Below are 22,392 nucleotides of genomic sequence, written 5' to 3'. Positions count from 1 at the left end.
AATTGTGCAGATCCTCATGAGGTTCCGTTTCTGCGTCTCTAAGGCGACCCCGCCGGCCCTCCTTGTTGCGGGACGTTCCGGGAACCACACCATTAACGGCTTGTCAGGACCTGCGGCCGAAATGGGTCGGTTGCGGCGCTGCCGATAACGGACGATCAGGGCTTCAGCTCGACCTCCAGGAACACGATCTCGGTTGCCGTTTCGTTGAGCACGTCGTGCTCGACGCCCGCTTTGCGGAAATAGGACTTGCCGACGGCGAGCTGCGCCTTCGAGCGTTCGCCATTCGGCGCCACGATGGTCATTTCGCCCGCGGTCACCGGCACGATGACGTAGTCCATCCCGTGGGTGTGGTGGCCGGTGGCACTGCCCGGCGCCAGCCGCCATTCGGTAACGCGAACTTCCGGGGTGTCGACCTGAACGTCTGACTGGGCGCTGAGCATTTTGGATGAACTCCAGGGAACGACAAGGGAACTACGGCACGAATACCATGAACAGGAATACGGCGAACACCACCATGTGGACCAGCCCGAACAGGATGTTGGTGCGTCCGGTTCCGAAGGTGAGCATGCTGAGGACGAAGGTCAGCACCAGCAGCACCATCTCCTGCGTGTTGAGCCCAAGCACCAATTGCTTGTCGAGCGCGTAGGCGGCGACTGCGACGGCGGGGATCGTCAGCCCGATGGTCGCCAGCGACGAGCCGAGCGCCAGATTGATGCTCTTCTGCAGGTCGTTCTTGCGGGCGGCAGAAATGGCGGCGACGCTTTCCGGCAGCAGGATCAACAGCGCCACCAGCACGCCCGCGAAAGCCGGCGGCGCGCCGATGCTGGCAATCGCGATATCGACCACCAGCGAGAATTTCTTGGCCAGCAGCACCACCGCCAGCAGCGACACCAGCAACAGTGCGATGCTCAGCGCCAGCATCCGGTTCGACAGCAGCGATCCGTCCGCCGCCTCGCCCCCGGCATCATTGATGAAATAATCGCGATGCCGGATGGTCTGGGTATAGAGAAACACGCAATAAAGAACGAGTGTGACGACGCTGACAAAGCCGAGCTGGGCCGCCGAATAGAACGGCCCCGGCGCCGTCAGCGTGTAGTTGGGCATGATCAGCGTGATGGTCGCCATCACGAACAGCACGCTGAGATAAAGGTTGGCCCCGGAGACCTGAAAATCCTGCTCGCGATAGCGCAGCCCGCCGATGAAGATGCAGATGCCGACGAGGCCGTTGCACACGATCATGACCACCGCGAACACCGTGTCGCGCGCCAGCGCCGGCACCGGCTTTTCGCCGAGCATAATGGTCGCAATCAGCGCGACCTCGATGATGGTGACCGCCAGCGTCAACAACAGCGTGCCGTAAGGCTCGCCGATCCGCTCCGCGATCATTTCGGCGTGATGCACGGCGGCAAACACCGTGCCGAACAGGATCGCCAGCAGCAGCGCCGCGAACAGCAAACCGCCGGCCGTCGGTGTGAAGGTCAGCCCGAGCGCGGTGGCGACCACGAACAGCGCCACCGCCAAGGCAGGGAAAATCCACGACGATTTCGGCATCGGGCCGTGCGCGCTCATGCGGTCAAAATCCTTGAAATCATTGCCGTCCGACTATGCAGTAAACAATCGCCGCCGTCAGCCTTTTGCGGCGTTGATGAATTGCCGCGCTGCTGCCGTTGCACCATAAGCATCGAGATCGTTGTGGCCGCCGTCAGGGAACCTGACGAACGTCTTGGGATCGTGCGCAAGCGCAAACAGGCGCTCGCCAAATGCGATCGGGATCGTGGCATCGCGCGCGCCATGCAGGACCAGGAGCGGCACGTTCACCCGCGCGATGCGGTGGTCGGAATGGAATGGATCTTTGATCGCCCAACGAACCGGGAAGATCGGAAATGCGGCAGCGCCAACGTCGGCAAGCGATGTATAGGGCGCCTCCAGAATGATCTTGCCGATCGGCTGCTCCGCCGCCAGCGCCACCGCGACGCCGGTGCCGAGCGAAAAACCCCAGGCCACGATCTTGTCCGCGCTGTATCGCGCCGTCGTGAAGGCATAGGCCGCGGCCGCATCCTGCAGCAAGCCGCGCTCGCTCGGGTGTCCGCTCGAGCCCGCATAGCCGCGATAGGACATCGCGACGATGCCAGTGCCGTCGGCGATCAGTTCGCGAAAGCGCCCGAAGAAGCCGGCGAGGAAATCGCCATTGCCGTGGAAATAGAGAATGACGGGACGGCCGGGCCTAGCCGGAACATGCCAGACAATGACCTTCTCACCGTCCGCGGTGGTCAGCACATGCTCTTCGGCTTCCGGAAAACCGGCCGCCTGCGGCGTCGTTCGTGTGGCCGTTGGAATCGGAAACAGGAACGAGCGCTGCGCGAAGAACAGCCCGGCAAGCCCGCAAGCATAACCGACCGAAACGACAATCAGCAGCCATTTCAGGACGGTCATGACTTCCCGTGTCCGGGGCTACATCCCCTTGACGATGTTCTCGGTGACTTTCTTGGCGTCGCCGAGCAGCATCATGGTGTTGTCGCGATAGAACAAGGGATTGTCGATGCCGGCATAGCCCGAGGCGAGCGACCGCTTGATGAACATCACGGTGCCGGCCTTCCAGACCTGCAGCACCGGCATGCCGTAGATCGGCGAGGTCTTGTCGTCCTCGGCCGCCGGATTGGTGACGTCGTTGGCGCCGATCACGAAGGCGATGTCGGCCTGGGCGAATTCGGAGTTGATGTCCTCGAGTTCGAACACCTCGTCATAGGGCACGTTGGCCTCGGCCAGCAGCACGTTCATGTGGCCGGGCATGCGGCCGGCGACCGGGTGGATGGCGTACTTGACCTCGACGCCTTCCTTCTTCAGCAGATCGCCCATTTCGCGCAGCGCATGCTGGGCCTGCGCCACCGCCATGCCGTAGCCGGGCACGATGATCACCTTCTGCGCGTTCTTCATGATGAAGGCCGCGTCGTCGGCGGAGCCGAGTTTGGCGGGCTTCTGCTCGCCTCCGCCACCGCCGGCCGCCGCGGTCTCGCCGCCGAAGCCGCCGAGGATGACCGAGATGAAGGAACGGTTCATCGCGTGGCACATGATGTAGGACAGGATCGCGCCCGACGAGCCGACCAGCGCGCCGGTGATGATCAGCGCGGAATTGCCGAGCGTGAAGCCGATGCCGGCCGCGGCCCAGCCGGAATAGGAGTTCAGCATCGAGATCACGACCGGCATGTCGGCGCCGCCGATCGGAATGATCATGAGCACGCCGAGCACCAGCGCGATGATCGTGATCAGCCAGAAGTCGAGCGCGCTGCCGGACCGCACCAGACCGAAGATGAAGAATACCAGCGCCAGAGCCAGCGCGATGTTGATGATGTGGCGCGCCGGCAGGATGATCGGCGCGCCGCTCATGCGGCCGGACAGCTTCAGGAACGCGATCACGGAGCCGGTGAAGGTCAGCGCGCCGATCGCGACGCCGAGCGACATTTCGATCAGGCTCGCGGCGTGGATCTGCCCGGGCTTGCCGATGTCGAACGCTTCGGGCGCGTAGAACGCGCCGGCGGCCACCAGCACCGCGGCCATACCGACCAGCGAGTGGAAGGCGGCGACCAATTCCGGCATCGAGGTCATCGGCACCCGCCGCGCGATCACGGCACCGATGCCGCCGCCGATGGCGATGCCTAATATCACCAGCACCCAGGCGACGCCGTCCGCCGGCGGATGGCTGGCGAGCGTGGTCGCGACCGCGATCGCCATGCCGACCATGCCGAACAGATTGCCCTGGCGGGACGATGCCGGGCTGGACAAGCCGCGCAGCGACAGGATGAACAGCACACCTGCCACGAGATACAATAATGCAGCCAGATTGGCGTTCATCTCAGGTCCCCTATTGTCTTCGCCACCCCGAGGTGCACGCCGCTCACTTTGCCTTCTTCTTGTACATCGCCAGCATGCGCTGGGTGACAAGGAAGCCGCCGAAGATATTCACGCAGGCGAAAATCAGCGCGATGAAGCCGAAGCCGCGCGCCCAGCCTGAGCCGCTCGAGATCATGGGAACGCCGACCGCGAGCAGCGCGCCGACCACGATCACCGACGAGATCGCGTTCGTCACCGACATCAGCGGTGTATGCAGCGCGGGGGTCACCGACCAGACCACGAAGTAGCCGACGAAAACGGCAAGGACGAAGATCGACAGCCGGAACACGAAGGGATCGACGGCCTGTGCAATATGATCCATGGCGGCTCTCCTGGGCTGGCTATTTAGGCTGGAAGTTCGGATGGATGACGGCGCCGTCTTTGGTCAGCGCCGTGGCCTTGACCAGTTCGTCTTCCCAATTGACCGCGAGCGCCTTGTTCGGCTTGTCGATCATGGTCTCGATGAAGGAAAACAGGTTGCGGGCGTACAGGCTCGAGGCGGACTGCGCGACACGGCCCGCGACATTGGTGTAGCCGACGATCTTGACGCCATCGGCATCGACGACTTCGCCCGCCCTGGCGCCCTCGACATTGCCGCCGCGCTCAATCGCCAGATCGATCAGGACCGAGCCGGGCTTCATCGACTTGACCATGTCGGCGCTGACGAGCCTCGGCGCCGGACGGCCCGGGATCAGCGCGGTCGTGATGATAATGTCCTGCTTCTTGATGTGTTCGGCGGTGAGGGCGGCCTGCTTGGCCTGATACTCTTTCGACATTTCCTTGGCATAGCCGCCGGCGGTCTGGGCGTTCTTGAACTCCTCATCCTCGACCGCGAGGAATTTGGCGCCGAGACTTTCGACCTGCTCCTTGGTGGCCGGCCGCACGTCGGTCGCGGTGACGACGGCGCCAAGCCGGCGCGCGGTCGCGATCGCCTGCAGGCCGGCGACGCCGACGCCCATCACGAACACTTTCGCCGCGGGAACCGTGCCCGCTGCGGTCATCATCATGGGGAAAGCGCGGCCGAACGCCTCGGCGGCCTCGATCACCGCGCGGTAGCCGGCGAGGTTGGCCTGCGACGACAACACGTCCATCACCTGCGCGCGGGTGATGCGCGGCATCAATTCCATCGCGAAGGCCGACACGCCGGAGTCGGCGATGGTCTTGAGCGCCGCCTCGTTGCCGTAGGGGTCCATGATGGCGATGACCAGGGCGCCGCGCTTGTATTGGCCGAGTTCAGAGGCCTCCGGCCGCTTCACCTTGATGATGATGTCGGCATCCTTCAACGCGTCCGCGCTGATGGTGGCACCGGCCGCGGTATATTCGGAATCCGGCAGGCCCGACTTGATGCCCGCTCCCGGCTCCACCACCACTTCGGCGCCAATCGCCTTGAACTTCTTCACGGTATCGGGGGAAGCAGCCACCCGTGGTTCGGACGGATCGATTTCCTTGGCAACGGCAATCTTCATGGGGCCTCCGGCGGCGCGAGGGCGCGCGCGCAAGCAAACTAGCGTTATTTCCGCTTAGTTGGATACCGGTTTCATAACCGGGCAACGTGCAAATTTTTCTGGTCACCGCCGCCCGGGCGGTGCAGCCGGCGACGCATCAGGTCAGGAAGTAGCCCATCAGAGCGACGATCACGACAACGGCGATGGTGCCGTACTTGACCAGCATGATGAACCCTTCATAGGTCTGCTCATGGGCCGGATAATCGTTGCCGTCAGCGGTCGTGTAGGCCACTTCGCTATGGTCTGCCATCGGTATCCCCAGTAATCATCGATCTGGCGTGCAATTACCGCAAAGCCGCCAGCAGGGCAACGGGACAAAGCCTATCGGGTCATTCGCAAGGCCAATTGTCCCGGATCCAGCGGGTCAGGCTTTCCTTGCTGACCTCGCCCGCGGCCAGGGACAGGATGATGGCGGTGGCGTGCGCCGGATCGGGCGCGAACGGGATGTCGTTGACCCGCAGAAACACCATCATGGCGTGGAACGCGGTGCGCTTGTTACCGTCCACAAAGGCGCGGTTGCGGGCAAGACCGAACGCATAGGCTGCGGCGAGCGCGGCCATATCGGTCTGTCCATAAGCCCATTGATCGACCGGCCGCATAACTGCCGACTCCAGAAGGCCGTGATCCCGGAGGCCTTCTGGTCCACCAAATATCGCCAGTTGCTCGGCATGCATGTCGATGACTTCGTCGACATCGAGCCAGATTGGCTCGCTCATTTTGCAAGCGCGGCAAACGTATCGCGATATTCGTGCATGATCTGGCGGGCGATTTCCATCGTCCGCGCGTGCTTGGGGTTGAACGGCGAAAGACGCAGGCTGCCATCCGGTTGCTCGACCGGATAGAACTTGTCGCCCTCCTTGAGATTCAGCCGGGCAAGGAGTTCTTTTGGCAGGATCACGCCGACCGAATTGCCAATCTTCCGAATCTGAAGAGCGGTATCCTCGATCTTGTACTCACGAGGGGCTTCGTTCATGCCGCGAGGGGTCTTGGTCATAGCACCGGCTCCGTTGTACGGAACGTATAACACGGCCCGCCCACCTGTTCAACAAATGTTTTACAACCATCCGGAAATGCCGGCGCGGCGCGAAAGCGCCTAGCCGACCACGAAATCGAACCGTCCGGCGAGCCATCCGGCGTTCTTGGCGGTGCACACCAGCAACGCCTTGCGGAACAGGCCGTCGGAGCCGTTCTGCGATTCGCCCGGAAAATAGAGCTGGGTCGTCAGCACGCGGCCGCCGCGCGGCTGCAGCTTCACATGGATATGGCGGGTGCGCCCGGGGTAAACGCCGGGCACGACGCTGCGCAATCGATAGCGCCCTTCCGCATCGGTGAACTGATGACCGCGCAGCCGGAAGCCGGAATTGTCATATTGCCCCTTGCCGTCGGCTTGCCAGAAATCAAGCAAAGCGCCAGAGACCGGCTTGCAGGCACGGGTAAGCACGAACCCAACGAGTTCGATCGGCTGCCCCGCCATCCCCTCTTCAAACAGTTCGACCCGCTCGGGCGAGGACGGCTTGAAGTAAGGCCCTTCGGTCTGCGCCAAGGTTGCCGCCTCGCCGTCGTGGCAGGCGGGCGTGGGCCGAAGCGGCGCCTGCGCAACAGCGCTTTCGATCCCGAACAGCGAACCGGCCACGAGGGCGCCCGCTCCAAGCACTGCGCGGCGTGTCGGCGTGTCGACCATGAGCACTGCACTCCTGACGTCGCCGTCATGATGGGTTGCGACGACGGCCGAAGTTTGTCGCCGCGGCGCGTGCGTCAGCCCATCGTTTCCAGTTCGTCGATCATGCCGGCTATGACCGACAGCCCGCCGTCCCAGAATTTCGGATCCTTGGCATCGAGCCCGAACGGCTTCAGCAGTTCGGAATAATGCTTGGTGCCGCCGGCCGCCAGCATCTCAAGGTAGCGCTCGGCAAAGCCGTCGGACGCATTCTCGTAGACCGCATAGAGCGAGTTCACCAGGCAATCGCCGAACGCATAGGCGTAGACGTAGAACGGCGAGTGGATGAAGTGCGGGATGTACATCCAGAAATTTTCGTAGCCCGGGCGGATGTCGATGGCCGGCCCGAGGCTTTCGCCCTGCACGCTGAGCCAGATCTCGCCGATGCGCTGGGCGGTCAGTTCGCCGTTCTTGCGCTCGGTGTGGATGGCGCGCTCGAACGAATAGAACGCGACCTGCCGCACCACGGTGTTGATCATGTCCTCGACCTTGCCGGCGAGCAGCGCCTGACGCTGTTTCGCATTCTTGGTCTGTCCCAAGAGCCGCTTGAAGGTCAGCATTTCGCCGAACACGCTGGCGGTTTCGGCGAGCGTCAGCGGCGTCGGCGCCATCAGCGCACCGTTTTTGGCCGCCAGCACCTGGTGCACGCCATGGCCGAGCTCATGCGCCAGCGTCATCACGTCGCGCGGCTTGCCCTGATAGTTCATCAGCACATAGGGATGCGCCGACGGCGTGGTCGGATGCGAGAACGCACCGGGCGCCTTGCCCGGCCGCACCGGCGCGTCGATCCAGCGGTCGGTGAAGAAACGCTCGGCGATATCGGCCATCTCGACCGAGAAGCCGCGATAGGCCGTCAGCACCATGTTGCGGGCCTCGGGCCAGGCGATCGTGCCGGTCGCCGCGAACGGCAGCGGCGCGTTGCGATCCCAATGCGCCAGCTTCTTCTTTTTGAACCAGCCGGCCTTGAGCGCGTAATAACGATGCGACAGCCGCGGATAGGCCGACCTGACCGATCCGACCAGCGCATCGACCACCTCGCGCTCGACACGGTTGTTGAGATGCCGGGAATCCGCGACATCCGCAAAGCCGCGCCAGCGATCGGAAATCTCCTTGTCCTTGGCGAGCGTGTTGGTGACGAGCGCAAAGGTCCGCTCGTTCTCCTTGAAGGTTTTCGCCAGCGCCTGCCCCGCGGCCTTGCGCTTTTCGGGCGCGCGGTCCTGCAGGAAATTCAGCGTCGGCTCGATCGCCAGTTCTTTTCCACCGACCTTGAAGCGCAGGCCGGAGATGGTCTGGTCGAACAGCCGGTTCCAGGCGGCATAGCCGCTCTGGGATTTTTCGTGAAACAACTGCTCGACGCGATCCTCGAGCTGATACGGCTTGTCCTTGCGCAGATCCTCGATCCACGGGCGATAGTAGGCGAGGTCGGGCGTCTGCATCGCGCGCTCAATCACGGCGTCGTCCACGCGGTTGAGTTCGAGCCCGAAGAACAGCAGATGCACCGATGCGGCGGTGAGCCGCTCCGAAACGTCGCCGTAGAATTTCGTGATTGCGGGATCGACGCTGTCGCCGGCGTGGATCAGGCCGGCATAGGAGCCAAGGCGGCCGGCGAGATCGTCGATCGCCTCGTAGCGCTTGACCGCTGCGGCGAGCCACTGCCCGCCATCATCCTTTGCAACGTTGTCGGCCAGTTTGCCTTTGTAGTCGGTCTCGAACGCGATGCATGCGGCATCCATCTCCTGCAAGTCACGCGCGACTTCGGGGGCGTCGATACCGGAATAGAGGTCGGCCAGATTCCATTCCGGCAATTTGCCGGTTTTCGATTTGGCTGCGGCGGCCTTGCTGACGGCAGTTCCCTTGCTGATTGCGGTTTTGCGGGACTTCTTGCTGGCGCGGGATGTCGCAGATTTCGCGTTCATGAACACTTTCAGATTGGCGTGATGATTTTTGACGAGGCGATCAGGCGAACGCTGCCAGCTGCGGCGCGAGCTGCACCAGCAGCTCTTCGGTCTCCGCGATCATCGGCTCGAGTTTTTCGTGGAAGACGCTCCGAATCGCACACCACAGCGTGATCGCCCGAACCATCAGCCACGACGTGCAAGGGACCGCGGCCCTCGCGTGCAGCGCGACGAGATCGAGGTTTCGATGCTCGAACAGCAGCCGGCCCAACCCGTCTTCCAGAATATAGCGCCCCCCGACCCGGGACACACACAGCTCGCAGGCCTGATCCGGAAGCGGGCCCAACAGATAGAACTGGGCATCGCCTTTTTCCGTCGTGCCGGTTTCCCATTCACGGCCGGTCGATGGCGCGAGCGCAGCCTGCAATGCCGCGGAGATTGTATTGAGCTCCCGTTCGCTCCAGACGCCGGTTTCATGTCTGCGCTCGAACGCAACCACGCTCATTTGCTTTCCGCTCCGAACAGCAGCCGGTGCAGTTCCGGCTCGTAGTACAATAATAGATGCCTAGCGAACGCCGCCTGTTCAAGACCCAATTCGCTGGCCCACGCGCCCATAATTTCGGTCGGGACACGGCTGAACCCGTTCTCGACCTGTGAGATGAACGTATAATACTTGAGACCGAGCCGCGCGGCGAGATCGGCCTGCGACAATTCGGCATCCGCCCGGCGCTGCTTTAGCCAATCCCCCGCCAGTTTCCGCAATTGCTTGGCTTCCGGCACAGCCTTGCCCGGCAGCCGTTCAGCGGAAACGTCTTGATGTTTTACTCGTTTCATGATTACTAAACTAGCCAAATTGAATACCGGGATCAGTCAAGTTCCCTACCACAATCTCAGCTCGCGAATAAGATTTCGATGGCCTTCTTGGACCGCAATCAGATTGTCCGAACGAGCGACCGAGCACCTTCGGCTCGCGGCAAGGAGCTGTTTGCCGGCATCCTGATCGTGGCACTGATCGCCACCCTCGGAATCCGGAGTGTGGTGCCGGCGGATGCGCTGGCGCCTGCGATCGTCACCCTGCTGTTTGCAATTGCCGCTGCGACGGCTGGCTTCGCGCTGCTTTGCCGGCGCGACCGCTTCCGCACCATGTGGTTCGACCTCGCCGGAAGCCTGACGTTCATCGGCGTCGTCCTCTCCGTTCTGATCGAGCCGGACCAAATGGTCAGGCTTTTCACCCTCGAACCAACCTGAGTAACGGAATCAGTTTCGCAGTTTTGACTGCGTCGTTTTTGTCTGCACGTCCAAGCCCGGGCCCCTCTGGCAGTTCAAGCGAACTGCGATGTCGGATTGGACCATTCACGGAGTGGCCCGCATGTTCGAACTAATCTCCTCAGAAGCCCTGACAGCGTTTTTCCAGGTCGTGATGATCGACCTGGTGCTCGCCGGCGACAACGCGATCGTCATCGGGCTTGCAGCCGCCGGGCTACCGGAGGGTCAGCGCAAGAAAGCGATTTTGATCGGCATATTGGCCGCCACGATCCTGCGCATCGGTTTCGCTTCCGTCACGGTTCAGTTGCTGCAAATCATTGGACTGCTGCTCGCGGGCGGCATTCTGCTGCTTTGGGTATGCTGGAAAATGTGGCGTGAGTTGCGCACGTCGCATCATCATGAACCGAAATTGCAGGATCTTTCGGCAGCAAGAACGATCGATCCATCAGCCGCTGCGCCCAACCAGAAGACGCTTGGCCAGGCCGTCTGGCAGATCACGCTCGCCGACGTGTCGATGTCGCTCGACAATGTGCTCGCCGTCGCAGGTGCGGCGCGCGAGCATCCAATGATCCTGATATTCGGTCTGGGACTTTCCATTGCGCTGATGGGGCTCGCCGCCAACTTCATCGCGCGCCTTCTGGAAAAGCATCGCTGGATCGCCTATGTCGGCCTCGCGATCATCCTCTATGTGGCTTTCGACATGTGCTATCGCGGCGTTCTGGAGGTGTGGCCACACCTCAACACTTAGCCGCTCACGCACAGCCGCAGCTCCAACAATTAAGTGTGCGTTAATCGCCATAGGCGAGAGTGCCCCGATTCGATACAGTTGGCGTAACGTGCGGGGTAAACCATGGCTGCCACCATTCTGATTGCTGATGACGACGCGGTGCAGCGCCGTCTGGTAGAAAACATGGTGCAGAAATGCGGTTATGCGTCGCTGGTCGTCGACAGCGGCGACGCCGCCGTGGCCTTGCTGACCGCCCCCGACGCGCAAGCGATCGATGCCGTCGTTCTCGATCTCGTGATGCCCGGCCTCGACGGGCTCGGTGTGCTCGCAAAAATTCGTGATGCCGGTTTGACCGTTCCCGTCATCGTGCAGACCGCCCACGGCGGCATCGACAATGTGGTTTCGGCAATGCGCGCCGGCGCGCAGGATTTCGTCGTCAAGCCGGTCGGCTTCGAACGGCTGCAGGTCAGCTTGCGCAACGCGCTCAACACGCAGGCCTTGAAGGGCGAATTGCAGCGCATCCGTCACAGTCGCGAAGGCCGGCTGACCTTTGCCGATATCATCACCCGCAGCGAAACCATGGCAGGCGTGCTGCGCACCGCGCAGAAGGCCGCCTCATCGGGCATTCCGGTGCTGATCGAAGGCGAGTCCGGCGTCGGCAAGGAATTGTTTGCCCGCGCCATCCACGGCAGCAGCGAGCGCAAGGCCAAGCCGTTCGTGGCCGTCAACTGCGGCGCGATCCCCGACAATCTGGTGGAGTCGATCCTGTTCGGTCACGAGAAGGGCGCGTTCACCGGCGCCACCGAACGCCACATGGGCAAGTTCGTCGAAGCTTCCGGCGGCACGCTGTTCCTCGACGAAGTCGGCGAACTGCCGCTTGCAGCCCAGGTAAAACTGCTTCGTGCATTGCAGGAAGGCACGGTGGAGGCCGTCGGCGGCCGCAAGCCGGTGAAGGTCGACGTCCGCATCATTTCGGCGACAAACCGCAAACTGCTCGACCTCGTGAAGAACGGCGCCTTCCGCGAGGACCTGTTCTATCGCCTGCACGTGCTGCCGCTGACCATTCCTCCGCTTCGCATGCGCCGCGAAGACATCCCGCATCTGTTGCGGCACTTCCTGGCGCGGTTCAGCGCCGAAGAGAACCGCACCATCACCGGCATCAGCGGTGAAGCCATGACGCATCTGGCGCAGCTCGATTGGCCCGGCAATATCCGCCAGCTCGAAAACACCGTGTATCGCGCCGTGGTGTTGAGCGAGAGCGACCAGCTTGGCCTGTCGGACTTCCCGCATGCCGCCGCCCACCATATCGTCCCGGACACGGACACCCAGGCTCTGCACGGCGAACCGCTGATCGTGGGTCCGTCGACGGCGCCTGCGATGGTGTCAGGTAATGAGATACCGATTGCACCGCTGAGCAACACCGGCAGCCTCGCGATGCTGACTCCCGCGGGCGAGGTGCGGCCGCTCGAGGAAATGGAAAACGAGATCATCCGTTTCGCGATTTCGCACTATCGCGGGCAAATGTCGGAAGTGGCGCGCCGGCTGAAGATCGGCCGCTCCACGCTCTATCGCAAACTCGACGAGGCCGCCGCCAACGATCCGGCTGAGGGCGCGCAAGATACCAATTGAGCAGCAATTGAGCTCGACGGACGATTGTGGCGCTCCGGTGGCAAGGGCTTGAGCGCCATCGACGATTCGGGAACCTTCGAACCGTGGCTTGCCGGTGACAGACAAATCTCAGGGGGCATGGCAAAACCACGCTACCCGAATTGCAACTGGTGGTTTGAGGTCAGTTTGTCGTGAGTTGCCCCCCATGGCGCTGGCTGCATGAAAGGGGCGCATGTATCGTCTGCGTTTGAATCGTTGCGTGCAGGCGTACCGACTTAAAGCGATCGAGGCCGGCGCTTTCGCGCAAGCTGTGACGAGCGATACCTGAAGGACTGCTCCATGCCGGGGCGGTTCCGCCCAAGGGGGTGTGACGATGCGTGACTGTTCGACCAACCGTGCTGGATTTGACCGCGTGCTGATCGCTGTCGCGGCAACCTTCCTCGCGGTGTCCGCGACTTCTGCATTGGCGGGTCAGAGCGATACGCCCCGGACCAGTGCTGCAGAGCTCGCAATCGATGCAGCGGTCCCGCGCCCCGAACCGGCCAACGTTCCACCGCCGACCATCGGCGATTTCAAGATCGAGAGCACCGCGTCAGTGCCCGATCCGGCCAAGACGACAGCGCCCGCACCGAGCACGACCGCAACCGTTCCCGATCCGAGGCCGGCCGAAACCGTCGCCGTGCCCGCGGCCGCGTCCCCCAGGAGCGACGCTCCCAAGAGCGACACCGCGACCACGACGCCCGCAACGCCCGCGCCCGCAACGGCTGCGGCGCCTGCCGCGGAGCCGGTGAAAGCCGCGAGCAGTGTCGCGCCGGCGGATCAGCCGGTCGCCGACAAATTGCGCGACATGCTGGCCAGCAAGGCGCTGCGGACCTTCGACCGCAAGGGCGAGCGCGCCGCGGTCGAAAAATTCTACAGCGCCCGCGAATACGCGCCGCAGTGGACGCAGGCCGGCAAACTGACCGCCAGCGCCAAAGGCGTCGTCGCGCGCCTGAAGGACGCCGCCTCTGACGGCCTCAATCCCTCCGACTATCCGGTGCCGGATTTCGCGGCCGCCACCTCGCCCGATCAACTCGCCGACGCCGAACTGAAGTTGACCGCCAGCATGCTCGATTATGCACGCCAGGCGCAGAGCAGCCGGATGCACTGGTCGCAGGTCGCTGCCGACATCCTCTATCCCGAGCATCCGACCGATCCGGCCGAAGTGCTGGCCAACATCTCGACCGCCAAGGATGCTTCCGCAGCGCTCGAGGGCTACAATCCGCAGTTCAAGCTGTACAAGGATCTGAAGGCCAAGCTCGCCGAACTGCGCGGCCAGGGCGAAGGCCCGGTGGTGCAGATCGCCGAAGGCGCTCCGCTCGCATTCAAGGCCGCCACCAAGAAACAGCCGGAGGTCGCCCCCGAAGATCCGCGTGTGCCGCAACTGCGCGCCAAGCTCGGCGTCACCGAAAACCCTGATGACACCAAATACGATGCCAAGGTCGCCGCAGCGGTGCGCAAATTCCAGGAAAGCGCCGACCTCAAGCCGACCGGCGTGCTCGACGACAAGACCGTCAAGGCCATCAACAGCCCGAAGCGTGACCGTCAGATCGACACCGTGATCGTCAACATGGAGCGCTTGCGCTGGCTGCCGCGCCAGCTCGGCGTGCCGTCGCTCAACAATGCCTACGTTATCCTCAACGTACCCGACTTCACGCTCAAGGTGATGCAGGGCGGTGCCCCGGTCTGGACCACCCGCGTCGTGACCGGAAAGCCGGGAAACCACGCCACGCCGATGCTGACCGAGACGATGAAGTTCATCACCGTCAATCCGACCTGGAACGTGCCGCCGTCGATCATCTACAACGAATATCTGCCGGCGCTGCAGCAGGATCCGACCGTACTGCAACGCATGGGGCTGAGGCTCGAACGCAACCGCGACGGCTCGATCCACATCTCGCAGCCGCCGGGTGAAGCCAATGCGCTCGGCCGGATCCGCTTCAACTTCCCGAACAAGTTCCTGGTCTATCAGCACGACACCCCGGACAAGCACCTGTTCGCCAAGGATGAGCGCGCCTTCAGCCATGGCTGCATGCGGGTGCAAAATCCGGATCAGTACGCCTCGACACTGCTCAACATCGTCATGCCGAACGACAAATACACGCCGGAAAAAATCCGCAGCATGTATGGCCGCAGCGAGGTCGACCTGCGCTTCCCGACGCCGATCCCGGTTCACATCACCTATCAGACCGCGTTCGTGGATGAATCCGGCAAGCTCCAGATGCGCCGGGACGTCTATGGCCGCGACGCAAGGATGCTGCCGCTGCTGAAGAATTCCGGCAGCAGGGATCTGGAAAACGTAGTGGCCCATGCCAACCCGAGCTACGTCCGGCCGAGCGGCGCGTCCCTGCCCTCCAACGTCGCCTTCAACAACGATTACGGCAGCTCTGGTCCTTCGTTCTTCGAGCGGCTGTTCGGCGGAGGACCATCTGTTACGCCTCCCGCGCCGGTCGGCCGCCGGCCGCAAGCGCAGCCCCAGCAGCAGCGGCGGGTGATCACCCGTTAATCCCCGGGGGTCTCAATCCCCGGGTCCCCGCCGCCCGTCGAAATTTTTAAGTAAAATCAACGATCTCGCCGCTTTGGCGGGATCGTTTACGTTAACCATTATCCATCTCGGTTTTGGCACAGGGCACTTTTTCGCCACAGTCGACGGGTTAGGTTAAGCCTAACTTGGGGGCGGGTCGGTAAACTTCGGTTAACCCTCCCGCTTTAATAAAGCGTTCACCCTCTTTCGCAGGTCCTAGGGAGGCCTGGTTTGCGAAAGAGATCCGTGATCGCTGGTCGACTGGGTGGGCTCATACGTGCTGGCTGGTTTCGCGCGCCAATTCAATTCGCTTCGTCTGCCGAAGGCCGGATATCAAATCGGCCTGACTTCCCTGTTGCTCCTTGCCGGAGTCGGGTCGGTGCATGACGCGACCGCGCGGAACGAGACCCGGACGCTTTCTTTCCACCACACCCACTCCAACGAAGACCTCACCGTCACCTTCAAGCGCGACGGGCGTTACGACGAAGAAGCGCTGAAGAAACTCAATCACTTCCTCCGCGACTGGCGCAGCCAGGACCAGACCACGATGGATCGTCACCTCTTCGACATCCTCTGGGAAGTCTACCGCGACGTCGACGGCAAGCAGCCGATCCAGATCATCTCCGCCTACCGCTCCCCCGCCACCAATGCCATGCTCCGCCGCCGCTCGTCCGGCGTGGCCCGCCACAGCCAGCATACGCTCGGCCACGCGATGGATTTCTTCATCCCGGGCATTCCGCTCGAGCAGATCCGCGCCGCCGGACTTCGCCTGCAGCGCGGTGGCGTCGGCTTCTACCCGACCTCGGGATCGCCGTTCGTTCATCTCGATACCGGCAGCGTCCGTCACTGGCCGCGCATGACCCATGACCAGCTGGCCAGGGTGTTCCCCAACGGTCGTACCGTCCACCTGCCCTCGAATGGTGGTCCGCTGAAGGGTTATGAACTGGCCCGCGCCGACATCGAGAGGCGCGGCAGTGGCGACGACGCTGCAACGGTCGGCAAGAAGCCCAGCCTGTTCGCCTCGCTGTTCAAGAGCGGCAAGTCCAATGACGAGGACGATGAGGGCGGCGCCCCCGTCACCGTCAGGAACGAAAAGCCCGCTCCTTCTGTGGTGGCCGCCGCCGCGGCCCCGAAGGCCGCCGAGATCGTGCCGACGCCGCGCGCAAAGCCGGTCGCAGCAACGATCCAGCTGGCCTCGGCTGATGCGCAGATCGTTCCGGCGCCCAAATCCAAGCCGGAGGCATCCAAACCGGAGCCATCCAAACCGGACGCCAAGCCGGCCGCGCAGGCTTCCGCCGACAAGCCGGCCGAGCCGAAACCGCAGACACCTGCCGACATCATCAACGCCCGCGGCTTCTGGGGCGATGCGCCGACGACGGCCAATCAGCCTACCCCCGTGCAGCTTGCGGCCCTCCGGGCCCGTCAGGCCGTCGGCGCCGCCGATCCGCAACCGACTGCCAGCGTCGCCGAGGCTTTCAACAAGGCGCTGGCCTATGCGCCGGCCGCCTCCTCGCCGGTCGACCGCGCCAACGTGGTTGCTGCCTCCGCGCCGATCCCGCGCACCGTGCGGCCGGCGCGCAACGCTGCCGCTGCCGCCACCGAAATCAACACCGTCGTCGCCAAGGGAGCGCAGGGGGCATCGCAGGGCCAGGGCAGCGTGATTTCGACCTCGACGCGCCTTGCCGCCGCCAAGGGCAACGATGTCTGGATGCGGGTCGTGATGCTGGCGCCGAGCGCGAGCAACGCGATGTCGACGACCGTGCTCGGCGATACCGACATGACGCTGATGCGCAGCTATTTCATCAAGCCGCCGTTCGCGATCACGATGGGCTTCTCGGAAGATCCGATGCTGGGCATGACCACCGACCGGTTCACCGGATCGGCGACCGCCAAGCTCACCACGCAGTCTTTCGTCGTGCGCACGGCGTCGCTGCGCTAAGCGCGCACAACTTCCATTGGTCTCGAAATCATCCTCGCGAGCGCGCGGCCCCTCTACGCCGTGATCACCGTGTTCGTGCTCGGCTGCGTCAGGCCGGCAAGCCTGCCTTGAGCAGGCCAGCCTCGTGACGCTGGCGGTCGAAGGCGTGCTTGTAATGCTGGGTGGCGAGGTAAACGGCCACCGAGAATCCCGGCTCTGACTTTAGAACCTCGGCCGCGTGCGCAGCGGCCGCGACCGCGTTGCCCATTTGCGCAAAGGTGGCTGCGAGGAAGGCATGATGGGTGTAGTCGGGCCGCGTGATGCGCGAAAAGGCCTCGATGGCGTCGGCATATTTCTCAGCGCAGTAGCAGGCGCGCCCGAGATGGCTCCAGAAGCGCTCCGGATGGTACGGGTTGAGGCGCATCGCCTTCTTGATCCAGTCGATGCCTTCCTCCGGCCGCCCGAGCCAGGTTAGAAGCTCGCCCTGCTGCACCACGACAAGGTCGTAGTTGGGGTTGAGCGCGAGGCCTCGCTCCTGGTGATACGCGGCCTTGTCATGGTCGTTACGGTTCAGGTTCAGCGCGGCGAGAATTCGGTGCACGTCGCTGTCATTGTCGTCGAGCGCCAGCGTGACCTCCAGCTCCGCGGCCACCTGATCGAAGGTGGCATCGCGATCGGCACACCAGCCATAGACCCATGTCTGGCCGAGGACACATGCTTTCCAGGCGTGGGCATGTGCATAGTTCGGGTCGAGCGCGAGGGCGCGGTCGAGCAGGCGCTGCGCTTCGGCATTGTCCTCCCGCGTCGAGCGGTGGTGCCGCACCTTGGCGGCCAGCACGCACTCATACGCCGCCATGCTCTCGGTCGGCTTGCGTTTTGCGCGGTCGTGCCTGGCGGCCTCGACCCTGCCGGGGAGCGTCGCGACGATCGCATGGGTGATCTCGTCCTGGATGGCGAAGATGTCCTCAAGCTCGCGGTCGTAGCGTTCGGCCCAGACGTGCTGGTCGGTTTCTGCGTCGATCAGCTGCACGGTGACGCGGACGCGATCGCGCGCCTTGCGCACGCTCCCCTCGAGGACGTAATCGACGCCGAATTCGCGCGCGATCTCGCGCACGTTGACCGCCTTGCCCTTGTGCACGAACGTCGAGTTGCGCGAGATGACGAGCAAATCGCGGAAGCGTGACAGCTCGGTAATGATGTCCTCGGTGAGGCCGTCCGCGAAGAATTCCTGCTCCGGATCGCCGCTCATGTTGGCGAGCGGCAGCACGGCAATCGACGGCTTCTTGGAGGCCGGCGCCGCCACCGCAGCGTCCTTTGCGCCCTCTGGCGCGGCTTCTGGATCGGCATCGAGCCGAACCCGGAAGACGCGGATCGGACGGACGATGTTCTTGACGCTCTGCTCGCCGAGATCCTCGAACGCGACGTCATCCAGCCGTTGGCCGACCTGATCGCGCACCGCGCCCGAGACACAGATGCCGCCAGGCTCGGCGAGCATTTCGAGGCGCGCCGCCACGTTGACGCCGTCGCCAAAGATGTCGTTGTCCTCGACGATTACGTCGCCAAGATTGATGCCGATCCGGAACTGTATCCAGCGCGCCGGCGCGACGTCGGCGTTGCGGCGCGCCATCCGGCGCTGAATCTCGGCGGCACACAGCACAGCGTCGGCGACGCTGCGGAATTCGACCAGCATGCCGTCGCCGGTGGTCTTGATGATGCGGCCATGGTTCTTCGCGATGGCCGGATCGATGAGTTCGATCCGGTGGGTCTTGAGACGGGCAAGCGTCCCCGTCTCGTCAACCTCCATGAGCCGGCTGTAACCGACCATGTCGGCGGCAAGGATCGCTGCGAGCCTCCGCTCTGGTCCAGGCACGTCCATTTCCAGGTTCCCTTGCGGGCAGCCTAACAGAGGCGAGGCCGCGGCCCAAGCTGGTTTGCGCCGGAAATGCCTGCTGGAGCGTTTTCCAGCGAAGTGGACGCCGGTTCGCGTCAGGAAAACGCGTCAACCAATCCAGAGTCCCGTTCCGCTTCCATCGGAACAGGACTCTGGCTGGCGGCTCACAGCATCCCGAGCGCCTGCATGTAGGTTTCCAGAATCGTCTCCTGCTCGGCGCGCTCATTGGCGTCCTGCTTGCGCAGGCGAACAATGGTGCGCAGTGCCTTGACGTCGTAACCGTTGCCCTTGGCTTCGGCATAGACGTCGCGGATATCATCGGAGATCGTCTTCTTTTCCTCTTCCAGCCGTTCGATGCGCTCGACGATGGCCTTGAGCTGGTCTTTTGCGAATTTCGTCGCGGGTTCTTCCTGGACGGCGGCGGCAGAGGTGGCCATCGGGTACTCCTGAGTGGAACTGAATGGGTGGGCTGAATGATCAAGCGCCGCACGCTTCACCGCGCGGCGCTTTCTGAGATTGACCCTCAAGAGTGCGGCGCCTTGCGTCAAGGCACCATCGCGCTCATCCACAGCGCGCCCACAGGAAGGTAGGAGTGGTGCCTGTGCACTTTCCCTTCTCCCCTTGTGGGAGAAGGTGGCGCGAAGCGCCGGATGAGGGGTCTCTATCCTCAAACTCGAATCTTACCGTGAGGAGAGAAACCCCTCACCCGTCTTCGTTTCGCGAAGCCACCCTCTCCCACAAGGGGAGAGGGGAAGGGCAGCGCGCGCCGACGCTCTAATGCCCGCCATGGGTCTTCTTCATCGCCTCCAGCTGCTCGGGGCTGGCGGTGCCCTGAAACTTCGACTTCCAGGTCTCATAGGGCATGCCGTAGACCGCCTCGCGGCTCTCATCCTTGCTGATCGCCACGCCCTTGCCGTCGGCCTCTTCCTTCATCCAGTTCGACAGGCAGTTGCGGCAGAAGCCGGCCAGGTTCATCAGGTCGATGTTCTGGACGTCGGTCCGGGTGCGCAGGTGCTCGACCAGGCGGCGGAAAACGGCGGCTTCCAGTTCTGTTCTGGTTTTGTCGTCAATTGTCATGGTTTGGTCCCGCGGGGTTGTTCCTGAGCATATTGATATCAGGTGGGAATTGTCACAGATTTTGCCATATCGGCGCGCAAACCAGCACGGGACCGGTTAATCCGGACGTCCCGCATCGTGGGAAACGCGCCTGCCGGGCGTTGACAGCTCCCGCCGGGCAAGCGAAATCGTCAATGATTTGATATAGCTTCGCATATGATCGGAACAGATTCTCTGCCTTCACGTCCCTTCCCCGCTCGCCTGACCACCGGCCTCCTGCCGGCGCTGGCGTTGGCGGTGATGGGCCTGTGGAACAGTTCGGCGGCCGCTGACTTTCGCCTCTGCAACAACACCTCGAGCCGGGTCGGCATCGCGCTCGGCTACAAGGACGCCGAGGGCTGGACCACCGAGGGCTGGTGGAACGTCTCCTCGCGCAGTTGCGAGACGCTGCTGCGCGGAACGCTTGTCGCACGGTTCTATTATATTTACGCGCTCGACTATGACCGCGGCGGCGAATGGTCGGGGCAGGCCTTCATGTGTTCGCGAGACAAGGAATTCACCATCAAGGGTACCGAGAATTGCCTGGCGCGCGGTTTTGACCGCACCGGGTTCTTCGAGGTCGACACCGGCGAACAGAGAGCATGGACCGTGCAATTGACCGAAGCCAATGAACAACCCGCGCAGCAGCGCGTGCCGGGGATTCCGGGAACGGTCGGTCCCGGTGGTGTGCCGGGTCTGTCGCCTGGCGGACCGCCTCAAGGCGGATCCGGGCAGCCGCCAGCTTCGGCGCCCAAGCAATGAGGCGTCTCCGTCGGATCAAGATCCTCGCCACCCTCGGCCCGGCATCGTCGGACAGCGCGATGATTCGCAAGCTGTTCGAGGCCGGTGCCGATGTGTTCCGCATCAATATGAGCCACACCTCGCACGACAAGATGCGCGAACTGGTCACGACCATTCGCAATGTCGAGTCCAGCTACGGCCGGCCGATCGGCATCCTGGTCGACCTGCAAGGACCGAAGCTGCGTCTTGGCTCGTTCAATGAAGGCGCCACCCAGCTCAAGAACGGCCAGAACTTTGTTCTGGATTCCGACAAGGCGCCGGGCGACAACAGCCGCGTCCAGCTTCCGCATCCGGAAATCCTGGCGGCGTTGCGGCCGGGTCACGCCTTGCTGCTCGACGACGGCAAGGTGCGGCTGATTGCCGAGGAAACATCGCCCGATCGCGCCGTGACGCGGGTGGTGATCGGCGGCAAGATGTCGGACCGCAAGGGCGTCAGCCTGCCCGACACCGACCTGCCGGTCTCGGCGATGACGCCAAAGGATCGCGCCGATCTCGAAGCCGCGGTGACGACCGGGATCGACTGGGTCGCGCTCTCCTTTGTGCAGCGCGCCGAGGACGTCAATGAGGCCAAGCGGCTGATCCGCGGCCGCGCCGCTGTGATGGCCAAGATCGAAAAGCCGCAGGCGATCGACCGGCTCGGCGAAATCCTCGAGGTCTCCGACGCGCTGATGGTGGCGCGCGGCGATCTCGGCGTCGAATTGCCGCTGGAGCGGGTGCCCAGTCTTCAAAAGCAAATGACGCGGATGGCACGGCGCGCCGGCAAGCCGGTGGTGATCGCAACGCAAATGCTGGAATCGATGATCCAGGCGCCGGTGCCGACGCGCGCCGAAGTCTCCGACGTCGCGACCGCGGTCTATGAAGGCGCCGACGCCATCATGCTGTCGGCGGAATCCGCCGCCGGCAAATTCCCGGTCGAGGCGGTCTCGACCATGAACCGCATCGGCGAGGAAGTGGAGCGCGATCCGACCTATCGCTCGGTGCTGACGGCACAGCGGCCCGAGCCGGAGCAGACGGTCGGCGACGCCATCGCGGACGCCGCACGGCAGATCGCCGAGACGCTGGAATTGTCCGCGATCATCTGCTGGACCAGTTCGGGCTCGACCGCGATCCGCGTGGCGCGCGAACGGCCGAAGCCGCCGGTGGTGGCGATTACGCCGAACCTGGTGACGGGGCGCAAATTGTCCGTCGTGTGGGGCGTGCATTGCGTGGTCGCGGAAGACGCGCACGACCAGGACGACATGGTCGATCGCGCCGGCTCGATTGCGTTCCGCGACGGCTTCGCCAAGGCGGGCCAGCGCGTGATCATCGTCGCTGGCGTGCCGCTCGGCATCGCCGGCACCACCAACATGGTGCGCATCGCCTATGTCGGCCCGGATGGCAAAGCGGATAAGTGACGGCGTGCCGTCATTCCGGGATGGTCCGAAGGACCAGCCTCAGGGGCGCAATTGCGCCCCGGGGAATCTCGAGATTCCCCGATGTGCAATTGCACATCTGAGATTCGCGCTTTCGCGCGCCCCG

General features: G+C 63.5%; 23 protein-coding genes. 7 read left to right on the top strand and 16 right to left on the bottom strand.

The features are described 5' to 3' along the window. Window positions 1–155: 155 nt before the first annotated feature. The 13 genes from JQ558_RS04885 to JQ558_RS04825 form a co-directional block, all read right to left on the bottom strand. Window positions 156–440 carry a cupin domain-containing protein gene (locus JQ558_RS04885; protein WP_212207656.1) on the bottom strand — a complete coding sequence of 95 codons (285 nt, stop codon included), beginning with the start codon at window positions 438–440 and terminating at the stop codon, window positions 156–158. Window positions 441–471: 31 nt separating this feature from the next. Next, window positions 472–1,569 carry a calcium:proton antiporter gene (locus JQ558_RS04880; RefSeq protein WP_212275053.1) on the bottom strand — a complete coding sequence of 366 codons (1,098 nt, stop codon included), beginning with the start codon at window positions 1,567–1,569 and terminating at the stop codon, window positions 472–474. Window positions 1,570–1,626: 57 nt separating this feature from the next. Then, window positions 1,627–2,433 (bottom strand): alpha/beta hydrolase, encoded by an 807-nt coding sequence (locus tag JQ558_RS04875; protein WP_212293045.1) that lies wholly within the window; start codon window positions 2,431–2,433, stop codon window positions 1,627–1,629. Between the two features lie 18 nt (window positions 2,434–2,451). After that, on the bottom strand, window positions 2,452–3,849 hold the full coding sequence (locus tag JQ558_RS04870) for an NAD(P)(+) transhydrogenase (Re/Si-specific) subunit beta (protein WP_212207653.1): 1,398 nt from the start codon (window positions 3,847–3,849) through the stop codon (window positions 2,452–2,454). Window positions 3,850–3,892: 43 nt separating this feature from the next. Further along, the gene (locus tag JQ558_RS04865) at window positions 3,893–4,210 is read right to left on the bottom strand and encodes a proton-translocating transhydrogenase family protein (RefSeq protein ID WP_212207652.1); all 318 of its coding nucleotides are present in this window, start codon (window positions 4,208–4,210) and stop codon (window positions 3,893–3,895) included. A 19-nt stretch (window positions 4,211–4,229) separates the two neighbouring features. Next, a complete protein-coding gene (locus JQ558_RS04860) occupies window positions 4,230–5,354 on the bottom strand; it encodes a Re/Si-specific NAD(P)(+) transhydrogenase subunit alpha (RefSeq protein WP_212207651.1) in 1,125 nt (374 codons plus the stop codon). Between the two features lie 136 nt (window positions 5,355–5,490). Beyond that, entirely contained in the window at window positions 5,491–5,643 is a 153-nt protein-coding gene (locus JQ558_RS04855; RefSeq protein ID WP_212207650.1) for an aa3-type cytochrome c oxidase subunit IV, read from the bottom strand. Window positions 5,644–5,722: 79 nt separating this feature from the next. Continuing rightward, entirely contained in the window at window positions 5,723–6,109 is a 387-nt protein-coding gene (locus JQ558_RS04850) for a type II toxin-antitoxin system death-on-curing family toxin (protein WP_212293044.1), read from the bottom strand. Further along, window positions 6,106–6,366, bottom strand: coding sequence for an AbrB/MazE/SpoVT family DNA-binding domain-containing protein (locus tag JQ558_RS04845; protein WP_192736949.1), 261 nt, complete (start codon window positions 6,364–6,366; stop codon window positions 6,106–6,108). The genes JQ558_RS04850 and JQ558_RS04845 overlap by 4 nt, the downstream gene beginning before the upstream one ends. Before the next feature lie 120 nt (window positions 6,367–6,486). Further along, complete coding sequence (locus tag JQ558_RS04840; RefSeq protein ID WP_212293043.1) at window positions 6,487–7,074, bottom strand: intradiol ring-cleavage dioxygenase; 588 nt, start codon at window positions 7,072–7,074, stop codon at window positions 6,487–6,489. Between the two features lie 74 nt (window positions 7,075–7,148). Next, a complete protein-coding gene (locus JQ558_RS04835) occupies window positions 7,149–9,026 on the bottom strand; it encodes a M3 family oligoendopeptidase (protein WP_212293042.1) in 1,878 nt (625 codons plus the stop codon). 40 nt (window positions 9,027–9,066) lie between these two features. After that, complete coding sequence (locus JQ558_RS04830) at window positions 9,067–9,510, bottom strand: hypothetical protein (protein ID WP_212207646.1); 444 nt, start codon at window positions 9,508–9,510, stop codon at window positions 9,067–9,069. Beyond that, the gene (locus tag JQ558_RS04825; protein WP_212207645.1) at window positions 9,507–9,785 is read right to left on the bottom strand and encodes a helix-turn-helix domain-containing protein; all 279 of its coding nucleotides are present in this window, start codon (window positions 9,783–9,785) and stop codon (window positions 9,507–9,509) included. Before JQ558_RS04825 ends, JQ558_RS04830 begins: the two co-directional genes overlap by 4 nt. A gap of 222 nt (window positions 9,786–10,007) precedes the next feature. On the opposite strand from JQ558_RS04825, the gene JQ558_RS04820 reads away from it, so the two are divergent. From JQ558_RS04820 to JQ558_RS04800, 5 genes are all read left to right on the top strand, one after another. Next, window positions 10,008–10,253, top strand: a complete 246-nt coding sequence (locus JQ558_RS04820; protein WP_212293041.1) for a hypothetical protein — start codon at window positions 10,008–10,010, stop codon at window positions 10,251–10,253. A gap of 121 nt (window positions 10,254–10,374) precedes the next feature. Next, a complete protein-coding gene (locus tag JQ558_RS04815) occupies window positions 10,375–11,019 on the top strand; it encodes a TerC family protein (RefSeq protein ID WP_212275059.1) in 645 nt (214 codons plus the stop codon). Window positions 11,020–11,121: 102 nt separating this feature from the next. After that, complete coding sequence (locus JQ558_RS04810) at window positions 11,122–12,627, top strand: sigma-54 dependent transcriptional regulator (protein WP_212293040.1); 1,506 nt, start codon at window positions 11,122–11,124, stop codon at window positions 12,625–12,627. Window positions 12,628–12,979: 352 nt separating this feature from the next. Then, window positions 12,980–15,151 carry a murein L,D-transpeptidase gene (locus tag JQ558_RS04805; protein WP_212293039.1) on the top strand — a complete coding sequence of 724 codons (2,172 nt, stop codon included), beginning with the start codon at window positions 12,980–12,982 and terminating at the stop codon, window positions 15,149–15,151. 283 nt (window positions 15,152–15,434) lie between these two features. Then, window positions 15,435–17,108, top strand: a complete 1,674-nt coding sequence (locus tag JQ558_RS04800; protein WP_212293038.1) for a DUF882 domain-containing protein — start codon at window positions 15,435–15,437, stop codon at window positions 17,106–17,108. Window positions 17,109–17,196: 88 nt separating this feature from the next. Here the strand turns inward: JQ558_RS04800 and JQ558_RS04795 are convergent, their stop codons facing one another. From JQ558_RS04795 to JQ558_RS04785, 3 genes are all read right to left on the bottom strand, one after another. Next, window positions 17,197–18,963: an adenylate/guanylate cyclase domain-containing protein gene (locus tag JQ558_RS04795; protein ID WP_212293037.1), complete on the bottom strand. Its 1,767-nt coding sequence runs from the start codon at window positions 18,961–18,963 to the stop codon at window positions 17,197–17,199. A 179-nt stretch (window positions 18,964–19,142) separates the two neighbouring features. After that, window positions 19,143–19,415: a DUF2312 domain-containing protein gene (locus tag JQ558_RS04790; RefSeq protein WP_079600063.1), complete on the bottom strand. Its 273-nt coding sequence runs from the start codon at window positions 19,413–19,415 to the stop codon at window positions 19,143–19,145. Window positions 19,416–19,752: 337 nt separating this feature from the next. Further along, a complete protein-coding gene (locus JQ558_RS04785) occupies window positions 19,753–20,055 on the bottom strand; it encodes a DUF1244 domain-containing protein (protein ID WP_212293036.1) in 303 nt (100 codons plus the stop codon). A gap of 195 nt (window positions 20,056–20,250) precedes the next feature. Here JQ558_RS04785 and JQ558_RS04780 point away from each other — a divergent pair, with 195 nt between their 5' ends. Together JQ558_RS04780 and pyk are read left to right on the top strand one after the other, a co-directional pair. Then, on the top strand, window positions 20,251–20,835 hold the full coding sequence (locus JQ558_RS04780) for a DUF1036 domain-containing protein (protein ID WP_212032877.1): 585 nt from the start codon (window positions 20,251–20,253) through the stop codon (window positions 20,833–20,835). Next, complete coding sequence (gene pyk / locus JQ558_RS04775) at window positions 20,832–22,268, top strand: pyruvate kinase (RefSeq protein ID WP_212207637.1); 1,437 nt, start codon at window positions 20,832–20,834, stop codon at window positions 22,266–22,268. Before JQ558_RS04780 ends, pyk begins: the two co-directional genes overlap by 4 nt. Window positions 22,269–22,392 lie beyond the last annotated feature (124 nt).

Origin of the sequence: Bradyrhizobium sp. AUGA SZCCT0160 (assembly GCF_018130105.1) — a bacterium.
Classification (GTDB): Bacteria; Pseudomonadota; Alphaproteobacteria; order Rhizobiales; family Xanthobacteraceae; genus Bradyrhizobium.
The sequence above is the reverse complement of the archived record's forward strand: the minus strand, read 5'-3'. Positions and strand labels throughout refer to the sequence as shown.

Coding starts and splice junctions, on each gene's coding strand:
- JQ558_RS04885 (WP_212207656.1), bottom strand. CDS start 440: ATGCTCAGCGCCCAGTCAGACGTTCAGGTCGACACCCCGGAAGTTCGC.
- JQ558_RS04880 (WP_212275053.1), bottom strand. CDS start 1,569: ATGAGCGCGCACGGCCCGATGCCGAAATCGTCGTGGATTTTCCCTGCC.
- JQ558_RS04875 (WP_212293045.1), bottom strand. CDS start 2,433: ATGACCGTCCTGAAATGGCTGCTGATTGTCGTTTCGGTCGGTTATGCT.
- JQ558_RS04870 (WP_212207653.1), bottom strand. CDS start 3,849: ATGAACGCCAATCTGGCTGCATTATTGTATCTCGTGGCAGGTGTGCTG.
- JQ558_RS04865 (WP_212207652.1), bottom strand. CDS start 4,210: ATGGATCATATTGCACAGGCCGTCGATCCCTTCGTGTTCCGGCTGTCG.
- JQ558_RS04860 (WP_212207651.1), bottom strand. CDS start 5,354: ATGAAGATTGCCGTTGCCAAGGAAATCGATCCGTCCGAACCACGGGTG.
- JQ558_RS04855 (WP_212207650.1), bottom strand. CDS start 5,643: ATGGCAGACCATAGCGAAGTGGCCTACACGACCGCTGACGGCAACGAT.
- JQ558_RS04850 (WP_212293044.1), bottom strand. CDS start 6,109: ATGAGCGAGCCAATCTGGCTCGATGTCGACGAAGTCATCGACATGCAT.
- JQ558_RS04845 (WP_192736949.1), bottom strand. CDS start 6,366: ATGAACGAAGCCCCTCGTGAGTACAAGATCGAGGATACCGCTCTTCAG.
- JQ558_RS04840 (WP_212293043.1), bottom strand. CDS start 7,074: ATGGTCGACACGCCGACACGCCGCGCAGTGCTTGGAGCGGGCGCCCTC.
- JQ558_RS04835 (WP_212293042.1), bottom strand. CDS start 9,026: ATGAACGCGAAATCTGCGACATCCCGCGCCAGCAAGAAGTCCCGCAAA.
- JQ558_RS04830 (WP_212207646.1), bottom strand. CDS start 9,510: ATGAGCGTGGTTGCGTTCGAGCGCAGACATGAAACCGGCGTCTGGAGC.
- JQ558_RS04815 (WP_212275059.1), top strand. CDS start 10,375: ATGTTCGAACTAATCTCCTCAGAAGCCCTGACAGCGTTTTTCCAGGTC.
- JQ558_RS04810 (WP_212293040.1), top strand. CDS start 11,122: ATGGCTGCCACCATTCTGATTGCTGATGACGACGCGGTGCAGCGCCGT.
- JQ558_RS04805 (WP_212293039.1), top strand. CDS start 12,980: ATGCGTGACTGTTCGACCAACCGTGCTGGATTTGACCGCGTGCTGATC.
- JQ558_RS04795 (WP_212293037.1), bottom strand. CDS start 18,963: ATGGACGTGCCTGGACCAGAGCGGAGGCTCGCAGCGATCCTTGCCGCC.
- JQ558_RS04790 (WP_079600063.1), bottom strand. CDS start 19,415: ATGGCCACCTCTGCCGCCGCCGTCCAGGAAGAACCCGCGACGAAATTC.
- JQ558_RS04785 (WP_212293036.1), bottom strand. CDS start 20,055: ATGACAATTGACGACAAAACCAGAACAGAACTGGAAGCCGCCGTTTTC.
- JQ558_RS04780 (WP_212032877.1), top strand. CDS start 20,251: ATGATCGGAACAGATTCTCTGCCTTCACGTCCCTTCCCCGCTCGCCTG.
- pyk (WP_212207637.1), top strand. CDS start 20,832: ATGAGGCGTCTCCGTCGGATCAAGATCCTCGCCACCCTCGGCCCGGCA.